23 protein-coding genes are annotated in these 22,190 nt (G+C 38.7%); 13 read left to right on the forward strand and 10 right to left on the reverse strand.

The features are described from left to right. Positions 1-27 precede the first annotated feature (27 nt). Positions 28-390: a hypothetical protein gene (locus BM073_RS10420; protein WP_091653906.1), complete on the reverse strand. Its 363-nt coding sequence runs from the start codon at positions 388-390 to the stop codon at positions 28-30. 164 nt (positions 391-554) lie between these two features. Between BM073_RS10420 and BM073_RS10425 the strand changes: the two genes are divergently transcribed. From BM073_RS10425 to hppD, 4 genes are all read left to right on the forward strand, one after another. Continuing rightward, entirely contained in the window at positions 555-983 is a 429-nt protein-coding gene (locus BM073_RS10425) for a response regulator (protein ID WP_091654310.1), read from the forward strand. 69 nt (positions 984-1,052) lie between these two features. Further along, positions 1,053-1,955 (forward strand): bile acid:sodium symporter family protein, encoded by a 903-nt coding sequence (locus BM073_RS10430; protein ID WP_091653908.1) that lies wholly within the window; start codon positions 1,053-1,055, stop codon positions 1,953-1,955. Then, positions 1,952-2,953: a 1-acyl-sn-glycerol-3-phosphate acyltransferase gene (locus BM073_RS10435; RefSeq protein WP_091653910.1), complete on the forward strand. Its 1,002-nt coding sequence runs from the start codon at positions 1,952-1,954 to the stop codon at positions 2,951-2,953. The genes BM073_RS10430 and BM073_RS10435 overlap by 4 nt, the downstream gene beginning before the upstream one ends. Positions 2,954-3,031: 78 nt before the next feature. After that, the gene (gene hppD, locus BM073_RS10440) at positions 3,032-4,126 is read left to right on the forward strand and encodes a 4-hydroxyphenylpyruvate dioxygenase (protein ID WP_091653911.1); all 1,095 of its coding nucleotides are present in this window, start codon (positions 3,032-3,034) and stop codon (positions 4,124-4,126) included. A gap of 29 nt (positions 4,127-4,155) precedes the next feature. Here the strand turns inward: hppD and BM073_RS10445 are convergent, their stop codons facing one another. Beyond that, entirely contained in the window at positions 4,156-5,979 is a 1,824-nt protein-coding gene (locus tag BM073_RS10445) for a glycoside hydrolase family 2 protein (protein WP_091653913.1), read from the reverse strand. 11 nt (positions 5,980-5,990) lie between these two features. Beyond that, positions 5,991-6,788 carry a hypothetical protein gene (locus tag BM073_RS10450; RefSeq protein WP_139217484.1) on the reverse strand — a complete coding sequence of 266 codons (798 nt, stop codon included), beginning with the start codon at positions 6,786-6,788 and terminating at the stop codon, positions 5,991-5,993. Positions 6,789-6,969: 181 nt separating this feature from the next. On the opposite strand from BM073_RS10450, the gene BM073_RS10455 reads away from it, so the two are divergent. Continuing rightward, positions 6,970-8,700: a phospho-sugar mutase gene (locus BM073_RS10455; protein ID WP_091654313.1), complete on the forward strand. Its 1,731-nt coding sequence runs from the start codon at positions 6,970-6,972 to the stop codon at positions 8,698-8,700. 165 nt (positions 8,701-8,865) lie between these two features. Here BM073_RS10455 and egtD read toward each other — a convergent pair whose 3' ends face one another. From egtD to BM073_RS10470, 3 genes are read right to left on the reverse strand one after another with little or no spacing between them, the layout of a single operon-like run. Next, positions 8,866-9,834, reverse strand: coding sequence for an L-histidine N(alpha)-methyltransferase (egtD, locus tag BM073_RS10460; RefSeq protein WP_091654315.1), 969 nt, complete (start codon positions 9,832-9,834; stop codon positions 8,866-8,868). Positions 9,835-9,839: 5 nt separating this feature from the next. Further along, on the reverse strand, positions 9,840-10,985 hold the full coding sequence (gene egtB / locus BM073_RS10465; RefSeq protein ID WP_091653916.1) for an ergothioneine biosynthesis protein EgtB: 1,146 nt from the start codon (positions 10,983-10,985) through the stop codon (positions 9,840-9,842). Positions 10,986-11,027: 42 nt separating this feature from the next. Further along, positions 11,028-11,972: a succinylglutamate desuccinylase/aspartoacylase family protein gene (locus tag BM073_RS10470; RefSeq protein ID WP_091653918.1), complete on the reverse strand. Its 945-nt coding sequence runs from the start codon at positions 11,970-11,972 to the stop codon at positions 11,028-11,030. Positions 11,973-12,041: 69 nt separating this feature from the next. On the opposite strand from BM073_RS10470, the gene murB reads away from it, so the two are divergent. Next, positions 12,042-13,055, forward strand: a complete 1,014-nt coding sequence (murB, locus tag BM073_RS10475) for a UDP-N-acetylmuramate dehydrogenase (protein WP_091653920.1) — start codon at positions 12,042-12,044, stop codon at positions 13,053-13,055. On the opposite strand, the gene BM073_RS10480 is transcribed toward murB, so the two are convergent. Continuing rightward, positions 13,052-13,534: a deoxycytidylate deaminase gene (locus BM073_RS10480; protein ID WP_091653922.1), complete on the reverse strand. Its 483-nt coding sequence runs from the start codon at positions 13,532-13,534 to the stop codon at positions 13,052-13,054. The genes murB and BM073_RS10480 overlap by 4 nt on opposite strands. 138 nt (positions 13,535-13,672) lie before the next feature. Here BM073_RS10480 and BM073_RS10485 point away from each other — a divergent pair, with 138 nt between their 5' ends. From BM073_RS10485 to BM073_RS18095, 6 genes are all read left to right on the forward strand, one after another. Next, complete coding sequence (locus tag BM073_RS10485) at positions 13,673-14,251, forward strand: DUF4136 domain-containing protein (protein WP_091653924.1); 579 nt, start codon at positions 13,673-13,675, stop codon at positions 14,249-14,251. Between the two features lies 1 nt (position 14,252). Further along, positions 14,253-14,576 (forward strand): Mpo1-like protein, encoded by a 324-nt coding sequence (locus BM073_RS10490; RefSeq protein ID WP_091653926.1) that lies wholly within the window; start codon positions 14,253-14,255, stop codon positions 14,574-14,576. A 99-nt stretch (positions 14,577-14,675) separates the two neighbouring features. Then, positions 14,676-15,032 (forward strand): response regulator, encoded by a 357-nt coding sequence (locus BM073_RS10495; RefSeq protein WP_091653927.1) that lies wholly within the window; start codon positions 14,676-14,678, stop codon positions 15,030-15,032. Between the two features lie 165 nt (positions 15,033-15,197). Further along, positions 15,198-15,683 (forward strand): hypothetical protein, encoded by a 486-nt coding sequence (locus BM073_RS10500; RefSeq protein WP_091653929.1) that lies wholly within the window; start codon positions 15,198-15,200, stop codon positions 15,681-15,683. Between the two features lie 56 nt (positions 15,684-15,739). Further along, positions 15,740-15,931: a hypothetical protein gene (locus BM073_RS10505; protein ID WP_091653931.1), complete on the forward strand. Its 192-nt coding sequence runs from the start codon at positions 15,740-15,742 to the stop codon at positions 15,929-15,931. A gap of 80 nt (positions 15,932-16,011) precedes the next feature. After that, positions 16,012-16,155: a hypothetical protein gene (locus BM073_RS18095; protein WP_175557890.1), complete on the forward strand. Its 144-nt coding sequence runs from the start codon at positions 16,012-16,014 to the stop codon at positions 16,153-16,155. A gap of 46 nt (positions 16,156-16,201) precedes the next feature. Here the strand turns inward: BM073_RS18095 and BM073_RS10515 are convergent, their stop codons facing one another. The 3 genes from BM073_RS10515 to BM073_RS10525 form a co-directional block, all read right to left on the reverse strand. After that, a complete protein-coding gene (locus tag BM073_RS10515; RefSeq protein ID WP_091653934.1) occupies positions 16,202-17,302 on the reverse strand; it encodes a glycerate kinase in 1,101 nt (366 codons plus the stop codon). Continuing rightward, positions 17,299-18,651, reverse strand: coding sequence for an alanine/glycine:cation symporter family protein (locus BM073_RS10520; protein ID WP_091653936.1), 1,353 nt, complete (start codon positions 18,649-18,651; stop codon positions 17,299-17,301). The genes BM073_RS10515 and BM073_RS10520 overlap by 4 nt, the downstream gene beginning before the upstream one ends. 164 nt (positions 18,652-18,815) lie before the next feature. After that, complete coding sequence (locus BM073_RS10525) at positions 18,816-20,423, reverse strand: beta-N-acetylhexosaminidase (protein WP_091653938.1); 1,608 nt, start codon at positions 20,421-20,423, stop codon at positions 18,816-18,818. A gap of 287 nt (positions 20,424-20,710) precedes the next feature. On the opposite strand from BM073_RS10525, the gene BM073_RS10530 reads away from it, so the two are divergent. Further along, positions 20,711-22,171: a Gfo/Idh/MocA family protein gene (locus BM073_RS10530; protein WP_091653941.1), complete on the forward strand. Its 1,461-nt coding sequence runs from the start codon at positions 20,711-20,713 to the stop codon at positions 22,169-22,171. Positions 22,172-22,190 lie beyond the last annotated feature (19 nt).

A 22,190-nucleotide genomic window follows, 5' to 3' on the forward strand; every position in this document is an offset into this window, starting at 1 on the left:
TTATCAATAGGAATAATTCAAATAAATTTAAACATTACAGAGTGAGTTTGAAGATTTCCAAATTACCTTTTCATCGGAAATAGCACTCATTGGAAATCTACTATCACCTACTCTACCCAGTTCATTTCCCTCGCAATCATAAATTGGGGAAACAGAATTGCAGTTTGAGCAGCAATTCTTTAAAATAAAAATTTCTTGATTAGCCGATTTTGCTTGTGTGAAGTATTGGAATGCCGCAAAATCTGAACCCTCTAACTCACGTATTTGCTCATTCAACCAGTCTAAGTCTTCGACTGGGTCTGCAACACCACAAACCAATACCGGCAATTCATTTTTTTGACAAGAGAAAAATATCATTCCTAAAAGGAAGATCATGGTTACATGTTTCATGAATTAAAGATTAAAGTTGATTTGTTTTTCTTGTTACGTACAATATGTATCAGTTGATACAGGTTTTTTTGTAAATCATTTAGATTGTACGATTTTTTCTCAGGTTTTTGAATACATTTAATGCTTATAATGCAATACATTCGACGCATTATTCAATTATAGGAATGTTTAAGTTAAGCGAAATCATATTTGTAGACGACGATGCGATCGTTAGAATGCTCGGAAAGAGGATCTTAGCCAGTATTAAATTTGAAAGAGAAATCACTCAATTTGAAAACGGCCAGACCGCAATCCAAGAGATTCAAAAGCGGGTTACTCAAAATTCAATCGAACAGAGCGAGAAACCTACTTTGATATTACTTGATATAAATATGCCTATCATGGACGGATGGGATTTTTTGGATGAATTTTCTGCACTACCCGAAAGCATCCAAAATCAGTTTTACATTTCCATTATCACCAGCTCTATAGACCGTTCTGACAAGGAAAAAGCCTTTTCGTACCCTATCGTAAAAGATTACATACAAAAACCCATGTCAGTAAACCTCTTTATGGATTTTTTAAAGAAACATGAGTTTGTGAATGAAGAATAATCACCGAGCATAAGTCTCTTTTATAATAATTGTTTGCTTTTTCTGGAGAATGGATGAATTTTAGGGCTAATGAATTCACCCGAGATTCTTGATGCCATTCGATTAAATTTTTCCCCCAAGGATTTACTCGCCTTAAATCTTGCATTAGCCTTGATTATGTATGGAGTAGCTTTGGATTTAAGGTTTGAAGACTTCAAGTACCTATTAAAGAATCCCAAGCCATTTTTCCTGGGAGTTCTTTCGCAATTTCTTCTGCTTCCTTTCATGACATGGCTACTAATCTTGGCAATACAGCCTCCTCCCAGTGTGGCCTTGGGTATGTTTCTAGTTGCAGCCTGTCCTGGTGGAAATGTGTCTAATTTCCTAAGCAGTTTGGCAAAGGGAAATACAGCCTTATCTGTAAGTTTAACTGGTTTCTCAACTCTAGCCTCAATTCTGATCACACCTCTGAATTTTTCGCTATGGGCAGGTTTTTACAAACCAACCTCTACTCTTTTAAAAGCAATTAGCTTAGATGTCACTGATGTTTTTATCACTATTTCATTGATTCTAGGTCTCCCTCTTGTTTTAGGGATTCTCACTCGTAGCTACTTCCCTGAGTTTGCTAGAAAAGCTGAAAAAATTCTCAAGCCTTTAAGTATTGTAATATTTGGAGCTTTTATCGTGTTGGCTTTTGCTGGAAATTTTGAAATATTCCTTCAATATATTTCAATCATCTTCCTTTGGGTTTTTGCCCATAATTTGCTTGCCTTGACTACAGGATTCTTTACAGCAAAATTGGGGAAACTTCCTTTGCCCGATGTCAAAACACTAACCATCGAAACAGGAATTCAAAATTCTGGCTTGGGGCTAGTTTTAATTTTTACGTACTTTGAAGGCCTTGGAGGAATGGCTATCATCACGGCCTTGTGGGGAATTTGGCATTTGATTTCAGGAATGCTTGTTGCCAGTTTATGGAAATCTAGAAAATGAAAGATCTTTTTAATGCGATTTTAAGGTTATTGGTAAAAATCGCCCTACGCCTATACTTCAATAAAATTAGAGTTTCAGGTAAGGAGCACATCCCTAAAAATAGACCAGTGATCCTAGTTGCTAATCACCAAAATGCACTCATAGATCCACTTTTATTAGCTACCCATACCAATTTAAAGCCTTGGTTTTTGACTAGGGCTGCCGTGTTTAAAAATCCCATAGTATCCAAAATCCTTCACTATATCAGAATGCTACCTGTATATAGAGTCAGAGATGGTTTTTCTACTATTCAGCAAAATCAACAAACTTTTGAGGCCACTTTTGAAGTGTTGAAAAAGAATGGTACTGTAGTGATCTTCGCCGAAGGTAGCCATAGCATTGTCCGAAATGTCAGAACTTTGAGTAAGGGCTTTACCCGTATGGCTTTTGGTCTCAAAGAAAAATATCCTCAATTAGAGCCATTGATTTTGCCTGTTGCACTGGAGTTTAGTGCTCATAAAAAATCAGGAAGTTTGGTCAGAATCGATTTTGGAAAGCCGATACCTGTGGATATGCCTTCTTCCAAATCAGGTTTACTTACCAAAAAAGTGCAAGAAACTCTACAATCCATGGTGGTAGAAATACCTGACGAAATATATGATGAGAATTTACAAAAGATCCTTGACGCAGGAGTAGATGTCACTTCCAAAAATGCCGTGAATGAGTTTTTGGATAATGGGAAAATCATCGAGTCCGTAGACAGCCCCTCGCCTATCAAAAATAAACTGATGAAAGTATTCCATTTTCCACTCTATTGGATTTGGCTTTCTATCAGTCCTAAAATTGAAGATCGGGTTTTTGAATCTACTTTTAAGTTTTTGATCGGTTTCTTTTTAGCACCTATTTATTACCTTTTGCTTCTTATTCTTGCATTGGAGAGCCCTTTGGGAAGCTGGGCCCTTTCCTTTCTGATCATGGCCTGGATAAGTCTCCTATGGAACAAGAATCCGCAAGAATAAGTTGAAATGATACCAAATAGTATTTGGAGGAATCATTAACTTTGAGCAACTCTTTGTAAAACCCAAACATAACTTATCATGAGTGAAGACTTCTTGCCCATTAATGGGACTGATTATGTCGAATTATATGTAGGCAATGCCAAGCAAGCTGCTTTATTTTATCAATATGCTTTTGGCTTCGAATTAATAGCTTATTCTGGTCCGGAAACTGGCTACAGAGATAGAGCTTCCTATGTATTGAAGCAGGGAAAAATCAGACTGGTTTTAACTTCTCCTCTTAAATCTGACCATTACATTGCTGAGCACATCAAAAAGCATGGTGATGGAGTTAAAGTGTTAGCCTTGTGGGTGGATGATGCAGAGAAAGCCTGGTACGAAACAACCTCCAGAGGTGCTGTTTCCGCTGATGAGCCGAGAACTTTTACAGACGAGCATGGCGAAGTAAAAGTAGCCTCAATAAAAACTTATGGGGATACTGTTCACACTTTCGTAGAGCGAAAAAATTACAAAGGCATCTTCATGCCAGGCTTTATTCCGAGGAATAGCACCTATCAATCTGAATCCATAGGCCTACTTCATATTGACCACTGTGTGGGAAACGTGGAATTGGGAGAAATGAACCATTGGGTAGAATTCTATGAAAATGTAATGGGCTTTAAACTCTTGGTTACATTTGATGATAAAGACATTTCTACAGAGTATTCAGCTTTGATGTCGAAAGTGGTTTCCAATGGAAATGGCTATATCAAGTTTCCAATCAACGAACCAGCCGAGGGAAAGAAAAAGTCCCAAATTGAAGAGTATCTGGATTTCTACAATGGACCGGGTGTACAGCATATGGCTATTGCTACCGATGATATTATTCACACAGTAGGTGAATTGAGAAAAAGAGGAGTTGAATTCTTGGAGGTTCCGGCAACCTACTACGATGACTTATTAGATAGAGTTGGAGCTATTGATGAAGATATCAAACCCTTGAAAAAACTCAATATTTTGGTAGACAGAGACGATGAAGGATATTTACTTCAAATCTTCACCAAACCACTTCAAGATAGACCGACTCTTTTCATAGAAATTATCCAAAGAAAAGGAGCAACTTCTTTCGGAAAAGGTAATTTCAAAGCTTTGTTTGAAGCAATAGAACGAGAGCAAGAACTAAGAGGAAATCTTTAAAAAAAAGCCAGCTAAAATGCTGGCTTTTTTTATCGATACAGTTCACTATGTAATTTCTTTAGAGCATTCAGGTCAAATTTGAATACCTGTCTATCATAGGTCATTAACCCATTTACTTCTACTTCAACGTCTGTTGTTTGGGTATAAATCGCTGCAGCTAATCCTTTTGGAATAACTTCTTTAAGATCCTCCATCAAAAGACTATATCGGGCAAAAAGCTCTGCCTGATCAGAAAAACTCTGATAGCCCCAATTATCCCGATTTTGCCAAGTGTGACCATCAAGCGGCAATCCCAAACCTCCAAATTCCCCCAGAACCAATATATTTTTCTCACCAAATAAAGCTGGATCTGGCATAACAGGATCTGGGTAATTGTGTAAGTCCAGAATATCTCCCAGCAAGTCGGCCTCCTTAGGATTCTCCCATTCAAAATTCCCCCCACTGGCAGAATTTATCAAGCGGGTTGGATCCAATTTTCTGGTTAATTCTACGATTTCAGCGGTTTTAAACTGTCCCCATGCTTCATTGAAAGGAACCCAAACCACAATAGAAGGGAAGAATTTAAACTCTTGAATGATTTCAGCCCATTCAGTCTTAAAAATTGATTCAGACTCCTCATTTCTTTCTTTGAAAGTACCTTCCCTAATCACTCCAGGTCTTATTTCCCATTTATTTCCCATGTCTCCAGATGGCATATCCTGCCAAACTAGCATTCCTAATTTGTCGGCATGGTAATACCATCTGGCAGGCTCCACCTTCACATGTTTTCTAATCATGTTAAAGCCCATTTCCTTGGTTTTCTCTATATCGAAAGCTAAAGCCTCATCGGTTGGCGCGGTGTACAAACCATCCGGCCACCAGCCTTGGTCTAAAGGTCCATATTGAAATAAGGGCTCACCATTTAAGAAAATTCGCTGATGCCCATCTTGAGCTTTAGCCATTTTGACCTCTCTAAAAGCGGAATATGAACTGACTTCATCAATGACCTTGCTCCCATCAAGTAATTTGATTTTAACGTCATACAGGTGTGGTTGCTCAGGAGACCATAGAATTGGGTTTTCCAATTTTAGTTGGATAGGTTCACCAACAGTATTGGATCCAGAGGCAATTAGCACACCTTGATTGGTCAATTGAATTTCAACTTTCTGCCCGGGTTTAGATTCATTTACGCTAGTATGAAAAAATTGAGTTTTTTGCTCCAAATTAGAAACAGAGTAAGTACCGGAGATATACGATTTAGGAACGGACTCTAACCATACGGTTTGCCAAATTCCAGTGACCGGTGTATACCAAATTCCTCTTGGGTCTTTAACTTGCTTTCCTCTTGGCTGTGGACCGGAATCACTTGGATCCCACACTCTAACTCTGATTTGCTGTTTTTTTCCTGGCTCCAAATGATCTGTAATGTCATAGGAAAATGAGTCAAATCCTCCTCTATGTATTCCGAGCGATTTGCCATTTACCCAAACTTCTGACTCCCAGTCAACAGCTCCAAAATGAAGCAGTATCCTTTTCTTATTGGGTTTAAGAGCCAATTCGAAATCTTTTTGATACCAAATTTCATTATCTGGGCCAACGGGCTGCTGCACTCCAGACAAGTAAGATTCTACAGGAAAAGGCACTGTGATTTTTCCAGCAAACCCAATCTCCGGCAAACTTCCTTTTGGAAGAATGCTATAATCCCAAGGTCCATTAAGATTTTGCCATTCTGAACGGACTAATTGAGGCCTTGGATAATCCTGTAAGGGTGCCTCGGAACTCACTTGATCCGTCCAGGGAGTCTTTAAAAAATTAGCCTGTCCAAAGGCATATGTATAACTAAACAATAAAATTAAAAAAAGACTTGAGCGCATAGGTGGATTGTTTAATGAAAATCAAACCATAATATCATAGGTCCAATTTTTCTATCGGTATTTGTTTTTAAAATTTCAGAATCTTTACCTGGAGCACTCAAAATATTTTCTTTTACCGGCTCTCTTTTTCCTATTGAGAGAAAGCTGATATCAGATTGCCAACCTATTGGATCATCTTTAGAAACTGGCCCCATATTGAGTGCGATACTTGGGTTTTCCGATTTGATCTCCACCCCTACATACTCAAAAGCCAATTTCACTTTATGGAATTCGGGAAGTTCTAAAATATTTTTTCCGTCCATAGCTGCATCTTTAGCTTCACTTTCTAGCAAAAAGCTTCCGCTAGAATTTTTCGAGTTTAGCCAGCTTACCTCTTTCAATTGAGAAACTTGGTAATCAAAGCTAAGCCCGATAAGATCTTGAGTTTGGTCTATATATCCATTGGCTTCCAATTTCAATTGACCATTGGAATGAATAGTCCAAGTTAAAGTGACTGGCCCCGGTTTATAATTGGATTGGATTTGTATACTACCATTTGAATTTCTTTTCCAGGTGAAATTTTGATAGGTACTACTGACACCTTCGATTTTTGGTACTTGAGCAAAGCTGAGCACATTCATACCCACTTTGACTTTTTCCAAATTCCCATTCGCTTTTCCGAAGACAAATATTTTTTCTCCTACACGAATCTGAAGATCCACTGTTGACTCCCTAACAACAATAGTTTCTTCTTCTTTTAAATCCTTTGCAGTAAAAGAAGCAAACATGATTAAGAATAAAAGGAAATAAAGTTTTGAGGCTTTTGCCATTAGGTAATTCATTTGGGTGAAGCTATTTCAGACTCTAAATTAAACTTTATCTATCCATTTAAAAATTAGGAGGCCTTTTTCATTCTTATAAACAGGCTATGTTTCGATCAATTTCAAAAATTGAATGGCATTTTTTCACATTTTCCATATCTTAGAATCAAGCTATAATTTTTACAAAAAAATGACTTCTATAGACCCTTCAATCTTAGTGCGGGCACAGGCATGGCTCGATGGTAACATAGACCAGAAATCAAAAGATGCTATTAAAAAGCTTCAGGCAGAGAATCCAACTGAACTTATTGACTCTTTTTACCAGGACCTAGAGTTTGGTACAGGAGGACTTCGGGGATTAATGGGAGTTGGAACCAACCGAATGAATGTCTACACCGTTGGGATGGCTACCCAAGGCTTGGCTAATTATTTATTGAAATGCTTTCCCAATGAAGAAATAGCTGTTGCGATCACCCATGACAGCAGAATCAATAATACTCTTTTTGCTAAAACCACTGCCGACGTTTTAACAGCGAATGGTATTAAGGTGTATTACTTCCGGGAAATGCGGCCAACACCAATGCTTTCTTTCGCTGTGAGACATTTTTCATGCAAAAGCGGTGTGATGATTACGGCTTCTCATAATCCAAAGGAATACAATGGCTACAAAGCGTATTGGGAAGATGGAGCACAAGTCGTAGCACCTCATGATAAAAATATCATCAAGGAAGTGAAGAAAATCACCTCTTTTGATTTGGTAAACTGGGATAAGAATGATGATCTATTTGAATACATAGAAGAGGATTTTGATCAGATTTATCTGGATAAAGTCAAAGGATTGAGTTTATCTCCAAAAGCAATTCAAGCCCAGAAGGATTTATCTATCGTGTTTTCTCCTATTCATGGAGCTTCAGGAAAAATGGTGCCAGCTGCTTTAAAAACCTTTGGATTCACGAATGTACACATAGTCAAAGAGCAAGCTGAGCCAGATGGGACTTTCCCAACTGTAATCTATCCTAACCCTGAGGAAGCTGAAGCTTTGACAATGTCTGTGGAGTTAGGAAAGAAGGTCAATGCTGATCTGATTTTGGCATGTGATCCTGACGGAGATAGATATGCGGCTGTAGTACCTAATGAAAAAGGCGAGTTTGAATTGCTCAATGGTAATCAAACTGGCACCCTACTTACCTACTATCTCCTCAGCAAATGGAAAGAGGCTGGAAAGCTGGATGGAAATCAATTTATGGTGAATACCATTGTGACCACAGAGCTTATCAACCGCTTAGCAGAGGGCTTCGGAGTGAAATGCTTTAATGTTTTAACAGGTTTTAAAAACATTGCTGCTATTATCCGTGAATTGGAAGGAAAAGAAACCTTCGTTGGAGGTGGAGAAGAGTCCTATGGCTATTTGGTAGGAGACTTCGTGAGAGATAAAGATGGAGTAAGTGCCTGTGCGATGGTTGCTGAAGCGATTGCCTATTACAAAACTCAAGGAAAATCAGTATTTGATGTTCTTGCAGAAGTTTACCAGCAATTCGAATTCTATAAAGAAGCCTTGATTTCTGTAACCAAAAAGGGAAAAGATGGAGCGGAACAAATCCAGGCTTTGATGATGGATTTCAGACTAAATCCTCCAAAGGAAATGAATGGAGTGTCCGTAGAAAAAATCATCGATGTGAAGGAAGGTGTGATTAAACATGTCAAATCCGGTAAGACCGAAAAGTTGGATATGGATTCCTCCAATGTAATGCAGTTTTACCTGGAAGACGGAAGTAAGATATCAGCTAGGCCTTCAGGGACTGAGCCCAAAATCAAATATTACTTCTCTGTTCATGCACCACTGGCATCCACATCAGATTACCGAAAGGTAGAGTCTCAGTTAGAAGATAAACTGGAAGGATTAAAGCGCTATTTTTCTTAATAAGTCACATTGATTATAAAAAAGAGACTGTCTCATAAATAGCTCTAATGTCAGCCTGAGCGCCTGCCTGTCGCAGGCAGGGAGTCGAAGGCCATTCCTATCGTTGTGGCCTACATTTCGACTTCGCTCAATGTGACATATTGCACTTTTTAGACAACCTCTTTTTTATATCCTTTGCCAAAGGACATCCGTGAAGTAATTTTCAGAATCAGTAAAAAAGTCCACAACTTTAAATCCACAGTCTGAAGCCAATTGACTGATTTCGGACTCACTGAATTTCCTGCTTATTTCAGTGAAAATAGGTTCAAAAGCCTCAAAGCGAATGAGTTTATTGGCAGCACCAATAGTTACCAATTGTTCTTTTTGGGAAATCAAATAACTTCTGCATTCCCCTGTAAGTGGATCATACATTGGCCAATGTGTAAACTGCTCCAAATCGAAATTGGCATCCAACTCTCTATTAATTCTTGTAAGTAGATTGAGGTTAAAATCTCTAGTAACGCCCTGCTTATCATTGTAGGCCTGAAGAATAATGGATGGATCTTTCTTTAAATCCACTCCCAATAAAAGCCAATCATGCGTTTGAGTACCTTGAGCTACATGAAGAAGGACATCTTTGGATTCATTCAAAGAGAAATTGCCAATATTAGACCCCAAGAAAAGGATTAGCGTAGGCTTTCCATTTTCCCAAACTCTTTCCTTCATCGCATTTCTATAGGTACTTTGAATGGGATGAACATCTATTTCAGGTAATTCACTCTCCAAATTATTCTTTAATTCCTGTAAAACTGAACCGGAAATATCCACAGGGAAATACGTAAAGTTGATTTCAGGCTTTGATCGTAGGTATCTGAGCAGGATTTTGGTTTTCATTCCATCTCCAGCTCCTAGCTCTACCAAGTTGAAGTCCTGTGAGTATCTCAAGATCTTTCCGAAAATGGCAGCGTGTTGGTTTTCAAAAATCTCAAATTCTTTCCTGGTCAAATAATACTCTGAAAGCCCCATGATTTTTTGAAAGAGCTTATCCCCAGCTGCATCATAAAAGTATTTAGAGGACAGTAATTTTGGGTTTTGTGTTAACCCATTGATTACATCCTGAAGAAAAGTTTCAGATGCATTTTTAATTTCATTCATAAGCTTTAAAATGATTTGGCTAGGCGAATGCCCATAAACTGCCATCTGTATTTAGGGTGAAAAAAGTTTCTATATGTCGGTCTTGAATGCCCTTCAGGAGTAGCTACGGATGCACCTTTTAAAACCATTTGATTAACCATAAATTTACCATTATACTCTCCTAAGGCCCCTGGGGCTATGGTAAATCCCGGATAAGGCAGGTAGGCAGAGTTGGTCCACTCCCATCTATTTCCCCAATTGAATTTTTCCTGAGCAGCTTCCCATTCAAATTCAGTAGGCAAACGCATGCCTTTCCAACTGGCAAAAGCTGATGCCTCATAAAAGCTTATATGAGATAGACTTGCTTTTGGATCAAGAAACTTCCTCCCGTTTAAAGTATAATAGGTCCAGGTATTATTTTGTTTTTCCCAATATAAGGGAGCTTCAATTTTATTTTCCTTCACCCAAGCCCAACCTTCATCATGCCAATACTTGGGTTCAGAATAAGCTCCAGATTTTATAAACTCCAAATATTCTCCATTAGTCACCAATGCAGATGAGATAGCGTAAGGATGTAGATAAACTTTATGTCTGCCCAACTCATTGTCAAAACAGAAAGAATCACCTTCATAACCTATTTCGTAAATTCCTTCATCCATCTCAATCCACTGAGATTTCTCTTCATGCGGATATTCATCAATATCCATGACTATAGGATCCAAAGGATTAAACCAAAAGCTGTATTTCAAATCAGTCAGCAATAGCTCCTGATGCTGCTGCTCATGATTCAATCCAAGAATAATCAATTCATTGATCTCGGGATTATCTTTTCGAATCAATCCTTCCATGGCTTGATCCACATATTTCCTGTATTCTTTCACTTCTTCTACAGATGGTCTCGTGATCAAGCCACGCTGATTTCTGGCAGTCCTCTGCCCCATCGCATTGTAGTAGGAGTTGAATAGGAAGTTAAAATGAGGATGCTTAACCCTGTATTTTTCAGCATATTTCACTAAGATAAATTGCTCAAAAAACCAGGAAGTATGTGCCAAATGCCACTTGGGCGGACTTACTTCTTCCGATGCTTGCAGGCTATAATCCTCAGTAATCAAGTCGGAGCAAAGGTGAATCGAGTGGGTTCGAATCCTCCTGAAATCGTCTAAAAGTCTCATTAAAAACGGGTAGTTATTGGTTTTTCTAATATAAAAAAATACTTAGGCTTTCCCCAAATGAATCAGTGCTTCTCCTACATTAATTACCGGAAGATTATTGATACCTATCACATATCCATTGGAGGGAGCTTTGATTGGAATTTTGATATGTCCATAAGGATCTGAAATCCTAGCGACAACCTGACCTTTTTTCACCTCATCGCCCAAGCGAACAGAGGAGTTGAAAATCCCTGAAGATCTTGCTCTTATCCAGTCACTACTTTGTAAAATAACAGTTTCCTTCTTTTCAGGACCACTTTCCAACATGTCCAAATGAAATAACATCCGCTTGATTCCGGCTACTCCTTCGTCAGTAGATAATTCATCAATTCTCATGGATTCCCCACCTTCAAATACCAGAAGATGCTTTTTGGCTTTAAAAGCAGCTTTTCTGAATGATTTCTCAATCAACTTAGAATTAACCACAAAGTGGGTCCCAAAAGCCATGGCTAATTCAATCGCCTTTTTGTCCTGAAAATCGACCCTGATTTGTGGGTGATTGGTCAGCATTCTACCTCCTGTATGAAAATCAATTCCATAATCTATATGGGGAATAATTTGCTCATTAAGAATGTAGGCTATTCTTCCAGCTAAAGAGCCCTTTTTACTACCTGGAAAACTCCTATTTAAATCTCGTCCATCCGGGAAGGTTCTACTGTTTGAAAGAAAACCATAGATGTTTACTAGAGGAATGATAATCAGCGTACCCTTCAGCAACTCCAGCCCATTGTCAATCTCTTCTAAAATCCTCTTCGCTGTTACAATTCCATTGATTTCATCCCCATGAACTCCCCCACTTACCAATACGACAGGTCCCTCCTCTTTGGCAGACCTGATGAAAATCGGCAAATCAATTAATGTATGTGTGGGTAATTTTGCAATTGGCAATTCAATATTCACTGCCTGACCTTGTCTGATCTTGACACCGTTGATCTGAAACTCTTTCATAGTAAGGGAAAGGAATAATTAATTTCTATTCCAAACAAAACTTCTTTATTTCGCATCTTAGATTCTGCTATGAAGATACAAGAAAACATTTCCCTTCAGCCTTACAACACCTTTGGTATTGATAAAAAAGCTAGATTTTTTGTCATCGTTAGCTCCATTTCAGATTTGAAAGAAGCCTTGGCTTATGCAAAAAGAAATGAGCTTAAAACCATATTTCTTGGTGGAGGTAGCAATATTTTATTGACTGAAGACCTAGATGCCTTGATTATCAAAATCGAAATCAAAGGAATTGAGTTATTAAAGGAGACTGAGGATCATGTTTTGGTTGAAGTTGGAGCTGGAGAAAACTGGCATGAATGGGTTCTGTACACTATTCAGAATGACTGGGCAGGAATAGAAAACCTGTCGCTAATTCCCGGAACAGTTGGAGCTTCTCCCATGCAAAATATAGGTGCTTATGGCGTGGAACTTAAAGATGTATTTCATAGCCTAAAGGCCCTCAATAGATCTACCGGAGAGGTTGAAACTTTTGATGCCGAGCAATGTGAATTTGGATACAGGGAAAGCGTCTTCAAGCATAAACTAAAGGACGCTTATGTCATTTGCTATGTTAAATTCCAACTTTCCAAAAAACCTGTATTTCATACCGAATATGGCATTATTAGAAATGTTTTAGCAGAAAAAGGAGTCAGAGACCTCAGCATAAAAGCTATCTCAGATGCGGTGATTGCTATCCGACAATCCAAACTTCCAGATCCAAAGAAAATTGGAAATGCTGGCTCATTTTTCAAAAACCCCACAATAGACTTGGAATTTTTTGAAAAACTGAAAAGCGAATTCCCTGAAATCCCGGCCTACCCTGTTCCTGAAGGCATGAAATTAGCAGCTGGATGGTTGATAGAAAAAGCTGGCTGGAAAGGAAAAAGAATAGGAAATATAGGCGTTCACGACAAGCAAGCCTTGGTACTTGTCAATCATGGCAATGGTGACGGTAAAGCAATTGCTGAGCTTTCGAAGGAAATCCGTGACTCAGTTAGGGAAAAATTCGGAGTGGAATTGCATCCAGAGGTAAATTTTCTCTAAATCAGGCTATCCTGAACCTCCAGTTCTTTTTGATAACGCTCTACGCTAACGCCAAATTTCTTCAAAAATTCAACTCCTTCATCTACCCCAATTCCTTTATATTCAGCATAGGAAAATAGGTACACAACTTTAGAGATTCCCATGGAGAAAATAATCCTCGCACAGGGCAAGCAAGGCGCTAAAGTCACATACAATGTAGAGCCTTCTACTGAAGTGTTATTTTTTACAGCATAAAGAATGGCATTTTGCTCAGCATGCAATGCTAGCGAACAACTCCCCTTACTATCTCTAGCACAACCATTTTCTGGAAATTCAACATCGCAGTTGTGCGTACCAGCAGGAGGACCATTATACCCGATGGAGATAATTCTGGTATCCTTTGTCAAAACTGCGCCTACGTGTTTTTTGATGCAATGAGAGCGTTTGGCAAGGTTTACTGCCAACTCCATAAAAATATCGTCAAAATCGGGTTTACTCATAATTAATAATTTGCTCAAAAATACTACTTAAGGTGAGGTAGGAACAAAATTGGAACAGAAACCTTCCAAAATTTGTCAAATATTATACATATTCAACTTTTAAGCAGCTTAGTCGTTTTGAGCTAAAAAGAAATATTCATGAGTTTATCAAAAATATCCATACACATTATCTGCATTTTAGCCATTGGGCTATGCTCATGTAGTTCAATAGATATTTTCAAAGAGAACACAGAGATTGCTCCTGTATCAAACTACAAATCCTTTGTCATTATCAACCAAGAGGTGAATATGCGAGGATTCAGTGCGCAATTATTGGATGAGAAAGTTCAGGACCATTTGAGAGAGGCGCTAGAGGCTCAAGGCATGGTATATGACAGGACTAAGCCTGATTTAGTCATTCGATACACATCAAACGAGGACCAAAGGATGAGGGAAATCAATAATTTCAATTATCCTATGCCATTCTGGGGATATAGAGTTTGGGATCCTTGGACTTTCAATCCTTACTCCTCTTTCAATACACCTGTAAGATCCAGTAGCTATGAGCTTCTTCAAGTGATCGTAGATTTTATAGACCCGAAAAAAGATAAGTTTTTGATGACCTTAACGGGTGTTACTGAGGTTCAAAGTGCTAAATTCAAGGAAAGAAAGGTACTGAAAACTACAGACAAGATTCTTGAGAGATTTATAACTGACGTACTAATCAACTCTAAATAAGATGGAAAAGCGCTATCAATCATTGAATGAATTTTATCCTTTTTACCTCTCAGAGCATCAAAACCCAACTTGTAGGATCCTCCATTTTATTGGTACAGCCTTGCTATTTGTGATTTTGTTTGGCGCAATCTTGACAGGAAATTATTTGTGGCTCATAGCTATCCCATTTGTAGGATACGGCTTTGCATGGGTGGGACATTTTTTCTTTGAAAAAAATAAACCTGCTACTTTTCAATATCCCGGTTATAGCCTGATTTCCGATTTCAAACTGTTTTTTGACCTTTTACTTGGAAAAGAAAAATTTCATCCAAAAAAAAGTATATAATCCAGTCTTATTTATTTGGCAATATATTTGCGAAGATTGAAAAGTATATTACTTTTGTAATAGCTTTAATGTAGTTCAGGCGCAAATATTTGCATTTTGATGTTAACGATAGTATTAATAGACGACGACCCTATCAGCACATTTGTGACTGAAAAGCTGATTTCTAAGAATGTCAAGCAGCCCTGTCAATTTTTTAAATATCAAAGTGCCAAAACAGCTCTGAATGAAATCTATCAAATCCGACCAAATTATCTGTTTTTGGATTTGAATATGCCTGAAATGACAGGCTGGGATTTCCTCGATAATTTCGATAGTCAAAAAAATGAAGCTGAAATTTATATCCTCAGCAGCTCGGTTGACGAAAGAGATATCAACAAAGCTAGCAAGTATCAAGTGGTCAAAGATTATTTATCAAAGCCACTTATTAAGAAATACATCAAAAGCATCTTCAATTGACCCACAGGGTCATTTTTTTTTGCCTTTTCTCCAACTTTTCAATTTCTCATCAGTTTAATTTTATGTAAATTAAACCTTATGAAATGCCCATAAGGAAAAATATCACAAAGCAGGATAATTATTGTGGGCATTCCATCTGATCTGTAAAAAACAAATTATAAACAGATGAAAGAGATTAAAGCCGAACTAATAGCAGCTATAGAGAGAACCGCGAAGAAGTTGAAGAATGGAGCAGCCTATCAGTGGGGTCACATGGGTGCCTGCAACTGTGGGAACCTTGCTCAGGAATTGACAAGTTTGTCAAAAGCCGAAATACATCGATTTGCTATGGAAAGATCAGGAGATTGGAATGATCAGATTCTGGAGTTTTGCCCTACCTCTGGTTATCCTATTGACTTGATTATAGAAAATATGCTGAGTTATGGGTTGACATTAGATGATTTGGGTCATTTGGAAAGATTATCAGCTCCCGAAGTTTTAGCCAAACTTCCGTTTGAGGTCAGAAACAATCTTTCCCAAAACAGAAAAAATGATGTCATCCTTTACTTAGAAACTTGGGCTCAAGTATTAAGAGAAAGATGGGAAAAGCAAACGCCTGCTTTCGACTTAGTGCAAAATGAAAAAAAATTCATCTCGCATGCATTGAGCTAAATAAAATTTTATTTTAATTCGCGCAATCTAAACTAAGTACCCTTTAACAAACAACTATGGAGGAATTTGACGACGATTTCGATGACTTCGATGATATCGAAGACGAAGATGATTTCGATTCTGATTTCGAGGACGAATACGATCTCGATGAGGAAAATGAATTTGTAGATGACAACATCATGGACTTCGACGAAGACGATGAATTCGACGAGGACTTCGAAGATGATTTCGAAGACGATTTAGACTAAACCATATTTGTGATGCCTTTATGTTGGTATTTTCCTTCTTTGAAAGTATCTTCGGGCCATCATTATATACCAATAAAATTATGATTCTACTTGATATATTCACTTCGCCAATTGCTTCAGGTGCTCAGTTATTCCTTTTGATCGTTTGCATTCTTATCGGATTAGGTGCAGGACTTTCCGCAATTGATGCCAGAAGTACATTCTCTAAAAGCAAGAAGGATTAATTATTTAAGATTTATACATTTTAAAAGGAGGCCTAGCCTCCTTTTTTTATTGTAGATCTAACTGAAGAGTTAAACTTTTTAAAAGTGCTTTCTCAGCATCCTTTTTCAAACTTTGGGAAGAAAAATTTAGATCTTCGAGCTTAACAAACTGGTCGAACCCAGCTTTTTTTCCTTCTTCCCCGGAACTAATCAAGACTGATTTTTTACCTTGCTTCCGACAAAGTTTCAAAAGCTCGAAACAAGCCTTTCCCTCTTCCGACTGAGCATCATACTTCCCCTCTCCCGTAATCACCCAATCACTTTCTTTGATAAGATCTTCTAAGCCTATTCTTTCAAAAAAATAGGGGGAACCAAATTCAATATCCGTATTAAAAAACGCTGATAAGCCCAAAGCAATCCCTCCAGCCGCTCCAAATCCAGATTTATCTACAAAATTCTTTTTGGCTTTCTTAAATAGTAGGGCAATATTCTTTTCTGAGGAAGTTTCAAAGGCACTCAATTCTTTAGATTTCAAACCCTTCTGAGGGCCAAAAACCGGAATAGCTCCATGATTCCCGAAAAATTGATTTCGTACATCACACAAGCAAGTAAAGCGGATATTAGGTAAGGGAACTGGGCTTTGAACATGACTGATTGCCTGTTGCACACGGTCAGTGAATGGTAGAATCTCTCTTCCATTTTGATCCAGAAAGACAAATTCCAAAGCCTGAAGAATCCCCAAGCCCAAGTCTACTGTAGCACTCCCTCCTAAGCCAAGAATAATCTCCCTAGCTCCCATCCCTACGGCTTTATTAATCAAAAGTCCTGTTCCATGTGTAGAAGCTATCCAAGGATTTTTTTGACTGTCACCTATTAATGCAATTCCAGAGGCTGTTGAAACATCCAGATATGCTTTTTTAGAGGCTTTATCGAGGCCAAAAAAACCTTTCGTTGGTCTCCCAATTGGATCTAAAGTCCAGGCATTTACCTGCTCTAGGTTTAAAAATTTACTGAGAAGATTACAGGTTCCATCGCCTCCATCAGCTATAGGAACAACTTGAGTGCGAACTCCAGCATACTTATCAATGCAAAATGAAGCTATAATTGCCCCTGCCTCTTCAGCGCTTAAGGTACCTTTAAAAGCATTCGGGGCAATCAAGACTTTCATTTTTCAGCTTTCATTCTTTCGAAATAATCTTTTGCAGCTGCTTTAACTTTCGGTGCCAGATATATGGTGGAAATCATCGTTGGAATTGCCATGATCGCATACATTCCATCTACCAAACTCACCACAACTTCCAAAGAAGCTACAGCTCCCATTACAATCGTAATCAAATAGAAATAATTGTAAAAGTCAGCTTTTTTAGCCCCGAAAAGATAATTGAAACACTTATGTCCATAATAAGAATAGGTGAACATGGTGGAAAGTGCGAAAATTAGAACGGCAGTCATTAGTAGGTATTTACCGATTCCAGGTAAGGCCGTTTCAAAAGCATTCAAGGTAAGTCTAACCCCATCTGCTTCTGTACTTTGCCAAACACCTGTCAGCATAATTACCAAAGCAGTTAAAGTACAAACCACAATTGTGTCAATAAATGGACCTAACATCGCTATCAAACCTTCTCTAATAGGCTCTCTATTTTTGGATGCTCCGTGAACCATAGGTGCTGTACCAATACCTGCTTCATTGGAAAAGGCAGCTCTTCTGGCTCCTGTTATAATTACTGCTCCAACAGCACCACCCGCTGCTGCCTGTCCGGTAAATGCATCGGTTACGATTCTAACCAACATTTCAGGAACATCACCTATATATTTTGCAACAATAATTAAGACCGTTGTAAAGTAAAGAGCCACCATAAAAGGAACCAGCTTGGATGCCACGACAGCAATTCGTTGTATCCCTCCCAGAATTACGATAGATACAAGCAACATCATAGAAATACCGATTATCCACCTTGTGGTTTCTCCTGTAGGAATTCCTGAAGGTTCAAGCATCACAGCTCTGAAAACAGCAGATAATTGATTGGCCTGAAAAATTGCTAGAAGACCTATCACGCCTGCAACTGAAAAAATGATGGAAAGAAACTTCCATTTTTTCCCCATGCCCTCTTCTATCACATACATGGGACCACCTTGAACCACACCAGCAGTGTCTTTTCCTCTAAACATTATGGCAAGGCTGCAGCTATAAAATTTGGTTGCCATTCCCACGAATGCAGAAACCCACATCCAAAAAATGGCGCCTGGACCTCCCATATTGATTGCTATCGCCACTCCACTGATATTCCCCAATCCTACTGTAGCGGCTATTGCGGCTGAAAGAGCTTGAAATGAGGTAATCTGCCCTGGAGCCAGATCATCGTCATATTTTCCTCTAAGAAGGCTGATGGCATGTCCGATTTTTCGAAATGGAACAAAGCCGGAGTGAAACAACAAAATCATACCGCCACCCATCAATAAAAGCAACATGGGCGTACCCCATATCCAATTTGCAAAGGAAATAATAATGTCTCCCATTCTTATCTTTTTGTTTATTAGACAGATGACTCTGTCATTTCTAATTTATTTTTAAAAGGACCATATTAGGCCGATTTTCCTCAAAATCCTAGATTTTCGAACTATTCCTAAAAGTAAAAAACCCAAGCTGATAATTTCAACTTGGGCTCATATTTTAGTTTTTTCTACCAGTCTACTTTGGGTGATTTGTAGAAATTAATATCTCTCAATTCCCATCTTTTTCCTTGAATAGCAATTCGCTTTTTAAAGCTTTCCCAATTTCTTTTTTCCATTGGAGTCCAAGCTACCTCGGCAATCGCTGCCAATCTCGGGAAAACCAGGTATTCTAAATCATCTCTAGTGACCACGGTTTCAGTCCATAAAGGCGCTTCGACCCCTAAAATGTCCTTCTTGCTGATTCCTTCAGTATAATTGGCTGGATCCCATAGATAGGCAGAGTCCAGTTCAATATAGGCAGCCCAATGCAATCCTATTCTAGTGGTGGAATCATACTGCATATCCAAGTATGCTTTTTTCGCAGGAGACATTAATACCTGATTTCCTTGCTCTTGAGCCAGTTTAGCATTATCCGCCATAGCCCAAAATTGTGCAACATTCCCCGGTAATAAAGTAGTGGTAGCAATTTCGTCCCAGCCAATGCTGGTTTTACCATGACTCTTCACTATCTCCTGAACACGCTCTATAAAATAGATATAATCGTCTTTTTTGGTTACATGAGACTCATCCCCACCTATATGAAAATAAGGTCCAGGAGTGATTGCTGAAAGCTCCCTTACTACGTCGTCAATCAATTGATAAGTTAATTCCAGATCAGTATCCAAAGTGCTAAATCCTACTTCAATTCCCGTATATAGCTCAGCCGGCTCTCTAATAATATTGGACTTTTTTAATGCTTCTTCAGCTTTTTCAACAGATTTGGTAACAGTCTCTGTATCACCATCCGGTAAATTGATCCCGGAATTCAACTCACCATAGGAAGCTAAAATAGCATTGGTATGACCAGGCATGTCCACTTCAGGAACAATAGTAATAAACCTCTGAGAGGCATACTTAACTATATTCACATAATCTTCTTGTGTATAATATCCACCTTCTCCACCACCAACTTGAGTACTTCCGCCTATTTCTGTCAGTTTAGGCCAGGATTTGATTTCAATTCTCCAACCCTGATCATCGGTTAGGTGTAAATGCAGATAGTTCAATTTTAGCTCGGCCATCAGATCTATATAGTGCTTCACTTCCTCTACACCCATAAAATGTCTGGAAACATCCAGCATAGAACCTCTATAGGCATACTCCGGTTTGTCTACAATTTTCCCTGCAGGTACTTCCCAAGTTTGATTGCTCGGATTGGGAGAAAATAACTCAGCAGGAAAGGCTTGAAGCAGGGTTTGAACACCATAGAATATCCCTGAAGCTCCATTCGAGGATATGACTATTTTTTCTTCTCCTATCTCCAATTCATAGGATTCATCTTCAGAATTTGATCTAAGGTCCAAAACAATAGAGCCTGCATCACCAGATACTGGGATTGCAAAACCAGTCGCATTTCGGAGTTTCTGAGCTAAATAATCTGAGATGAAAGACAGTTCTTCTCCATCACCAGATATTTGTATAGAAGTCGATTCATTTACCTGAAAGCTTCCCGAGGCAGGTACTACACTCGCTGGTAAGGGCATGATACCCACAGCATCTAATGATTCCTTTTGATTTTGACAAGCAGTCGCTAACAGCACGATTGACATCGCGAAAGCCAGTTTGAATTTTTTCATGATTATTGATTGGGTTTGAGTAAACTTAAATAAAAATTTTTTTTATCCATTTCCTTTTATCAAATTTATTTGAAAAAGATGAATATGGGAATGAATGCACCTTTTGCATCAAATCCTTTCCATTATTCAAAAATTAAAATCAGTATCCCCATGATTTTTTTAAATTGAAACCATGTAAATGGATTTGAGCTTTCTGGATCATTGAAAGTTATCCTTCTCAATCAGAAATAGACTACACTATAAATAAAGAACATAAGCATACCTTTTATTGATTTTCCCAAGTAACCATGAAAGACAAAAAAGAGATAAAAACTAATTCAAGAAGAGAATTCCTCAAGGGCTCAACTTTAGCCTTGGCGGGATTCTACATTGTACCAAGACATGTTTTAGGCGGACCGGGCTTTGTGGCTCCTAGTGACAAACTCAGAGTAGCAGGAATTGGAGTTGGAGGAATGGGCTACAATGATGTTAGTGGAGTATATAGAAGTGAAAAAGCTGAGATTGTTGCCTTATGTGATGTAGACGATACCAGAGCCCAAAGAGCAAGAGATCAACATCCAAAAGCTCCTTATTATAAAGACTTCAGAGTCATGTTGGAAAAGGAGGAAAAAAACATTGACGCGGTCACAGTGTCTACTCCGGATCATATGCATGCCGTGCAGGCGATGATGGCCATGAAAATGGGAAAACATGTTTACGTTCAAAAACCTCTGTCTCATGACATCTATGAGGCAAGAATGTTGACTCAGGCTGCAGAAAAGTACAAAGTGGTAACCCAGATGGGAAACCAGGGATCTTCTGGGGACGGTGTCAGAAAAATGGTAGAATGGTATAATGCAGGGTTGATTGGAGAAGCTACAAAAGTTTACTCCTGGACCAATAGGCCTGTTTGGCCACAAGGTATTCCATGGCCCAATGAACCCATTACACCTCCAAGCGATCTGGATTGGGATCTATGGCTTGGGACAGCTCCATACAAAGATTATGTAGGAAATCTGGTTCCATTTAATTGGAGAGGTTGGTGGGATTATGGAACAGGTGCATTAGGAGATATGGCATGCCATATTATGGAGCCACCATTTAGAGTTTTAGGATTAGGCTACCCTAAATCCGCAGAATGCTCAGTAGGATCAGTCTACGTAGGTGAATTTCAAAGAGGATACTTCCCAGACAGCTGTCCTCCTTCTTCCCATATCACATTAAGGTTTGACAGACCAGGAAAAGAAGATCTAGAGTTTCACTGGATGGATGGAGGTATTCAACCAACGAGACCTGAGGAATTGGAGCCTAACGAACAAATGGGAGACGGAGGCAACGGAGTAATTATCGAGGGAACAAAAGGAAAAATGATGTGCTCCACATATGGGGTCAACCCACAACTATTACCTACTTCTAAAACCAAAGACATCAATGTTCCTGAAACATTGTACCGAGTACCGGATGGAGACAGAGGGCATTACAGAAACTGGGTAGAAGCTTGTATCGGAGGTTATGGCTCAAAAGAATATCAACAATTGAGTTCTCCTTTCAGTGTGGCAGGGCCATTGACTGAATCTGTTTTGATGGGAAATCTTGCAATCAGGTCTTATGACTACAGAGTACCAAGACCTGGAGGAAATGACAATCAATTCGATTACCCAGGTAGAGGAATCAAATTGGTTTGGGATGGACCAAATATGAAAATCACCAATTTTGATCCAGCTAATCAATTTGTAAAGCGGGAATATCGAGGGGATTACACGCTTTAGTAGCATTTATTTATAATAA

It is taken from the genome of Algoriphagus ornithinivorans (genome assembly GCF_900115305.1).
Lineage (GTDB): Bacteria > Bacteroidota > Bacteroidia > Cytophagales > Cyclobacteriaceae > Algoriphagus > Algoriphagus ornithinivorans.

What these genes read in the sequence shown, in the direction of transcription:
- BM073_RS10420 (WP_091653906.1), bottom strand. Translation starts at nt 390, where the DNA reads ATGAAACATGTAACCATGATCTTCCTTTTAGGAATGATATTTTTCTCT.
- BM073_RS10425 (WP_091654310.1), top strand. Translation starts at nt 555, where the DNA reads ATGTTTAAGTTAAGCGAAATCATATTTGTAGACGACGATGCGATCGTT.
- BM073_RS10430 (WP_091653908.1), top strand. Translation starts at nt 1,053, where the DNA reads ATGAATTCACCCGAGATTCTTGATGCCATTCGATTAAATTTTTCCCCC.
- BM073_RS10435 (WP_091653910.1), top strand. Translation starts at nt 1,952, where the DNA reads ATGAAAGATCTTTTTAATGCGATTTTAAGGTTATTGGTAAAAATCGCC.
- hppD (WP_091653911.1), top strand. Translation starts at nt 3,032, where the DNA reads ATGAGTGAAGACTTCTTGCCCATTAATGGGACTGATTATGTCGAATTA.
- BM073_RS10445 (WP_091653913.1), bottom strand. Translation starts at nt 5,979, where the DNA reads ATGCGCTCAAGTCTTTTTTTAATTTTATTGTTTAGTTATACATATGCC.
- BM073_RS10450 (WP_139217484.1), bottom strand. Translation starts at nt 6,788, where the DNA reads ATGGCAAAAGCCTCAAAACTTTATTTCCTTTTATTCTTAATCATGTTT.
- BM073_RS10455 (WP_091654313.1), top strand. Translation starts at nt 6,970, where the DNA reads ATGACTTCTATAGACCCTTCAATCTTAGTGCGGGCACAGGCATGGCTC.
- egtD (WP_091654315.1), bottom strand. Translation starts at nt 9,834, where the DNA reads ATGAATGAAATTAAAAATGCATCTGAAACTTTTCTTCAGGATGTAATC.
- egtB (WP_091653916.1), bottom strand. Translation starts at nt 10,985, where the DNA reads ATGAGACTTTTAGACGATTTCAGGAGGATTCGAACCCACTCGATTCAC.
- BM073_RS10470 (WP_091653918.1), bottom strand. Translation starts at nt 11,972, where the DNA reads ATGAAAGAGTTTCAGATCAACGGTGTCAAGATCAGACAAGGTCAGGCA.
- murB (WP_091653920.1), top strand. Translation starts at nt 12,042, where the DNA reads ATGAAGATACAAGAAAACATTTCCCTTCAGCCTTACAACACCTTTGGT.
- BM073_RS10480 (WP_091653922.1), bottom strand. Translation starts at nt 13,534, where the DNA reads ATGAGTAAACCCGATTTTGACGATATTTTTATGGAGTTGGCAGTAAAC.
- BM073_RS10485 (WP_091653924.1), top strand. Translation starts at nt 13,673, where the DNA reads ATGAGTTTATCAAAAATATCCATACACATTATCTGCATTTTAGCCATT.
- BM073_RS10490 (WP_091653926.1), top strand. Translation starts at nt 14,253, where the DNA reads ATGGAAAAGCGCTATCAATCATTGAATGAATTTTATCCTTTTTACCTC.
- BM073_RS10495 (WP_091653927.1), top strand. Translation starts at nt 14,676, where the DNA reads ATGTTAACGATAGTATTAATAGACGACGACCCTATCAGCACATTTGTG.
- BM073_RS10500 (WP_091653929.1), top strand. Translation starts at nt 15,198, where the DNA reads ATGAAAGAGATTAAAGCCGAACTAATAGCAGCTATAGAGAGAACCGCG.
- BM073_RS10505 (WP_091653931.1), top strand. Translation starts at nt 15,740, where the DNA reads ATGGAGGAATTTGACGACGATTTCGATGACTTCGATGATATCGAAGAC.
- BM073_RS18095 (WP_175557890.1), top strand. Translation starts at nt 16,012, where the DNA reads ATGATTCTACTTGATATATTCACTTCGCCAATTGCTTCAGGTGCTCAG.
- BM073_RS10515 (WP_091653934.1), bottom strand. Translation starts at nt 17,302, where the DNA reads ATGAAAGTCTTGATTGCCCCGAATGCTTTTAAAGGTACCTTAAGCGCT.
- BM073_RS10520 (WP_091653936.1), bottom strand. Translation starts at nt 18,651, where the DNA reads ATGGGAGACATTATTATTTCCTTTGCAAATTGGATATGGGGTACGCCC.
- BM073_RS10525 (WP_091653938.1), bottom strand. Translation starts at nt 20,423, where the DNA reads ATGAAAAAATTCAAACTGGCTTTCGCGATGTCAATCGTGCTGTTAGCG.
- BM073_RS10530 (WP_091653941.1), top strand. Translation starts at nt 20,711, where the DNA reads ATGAAAGACAAAAAAGAGATAAAAACTAATTCAAGAAGAGAATTCCTC.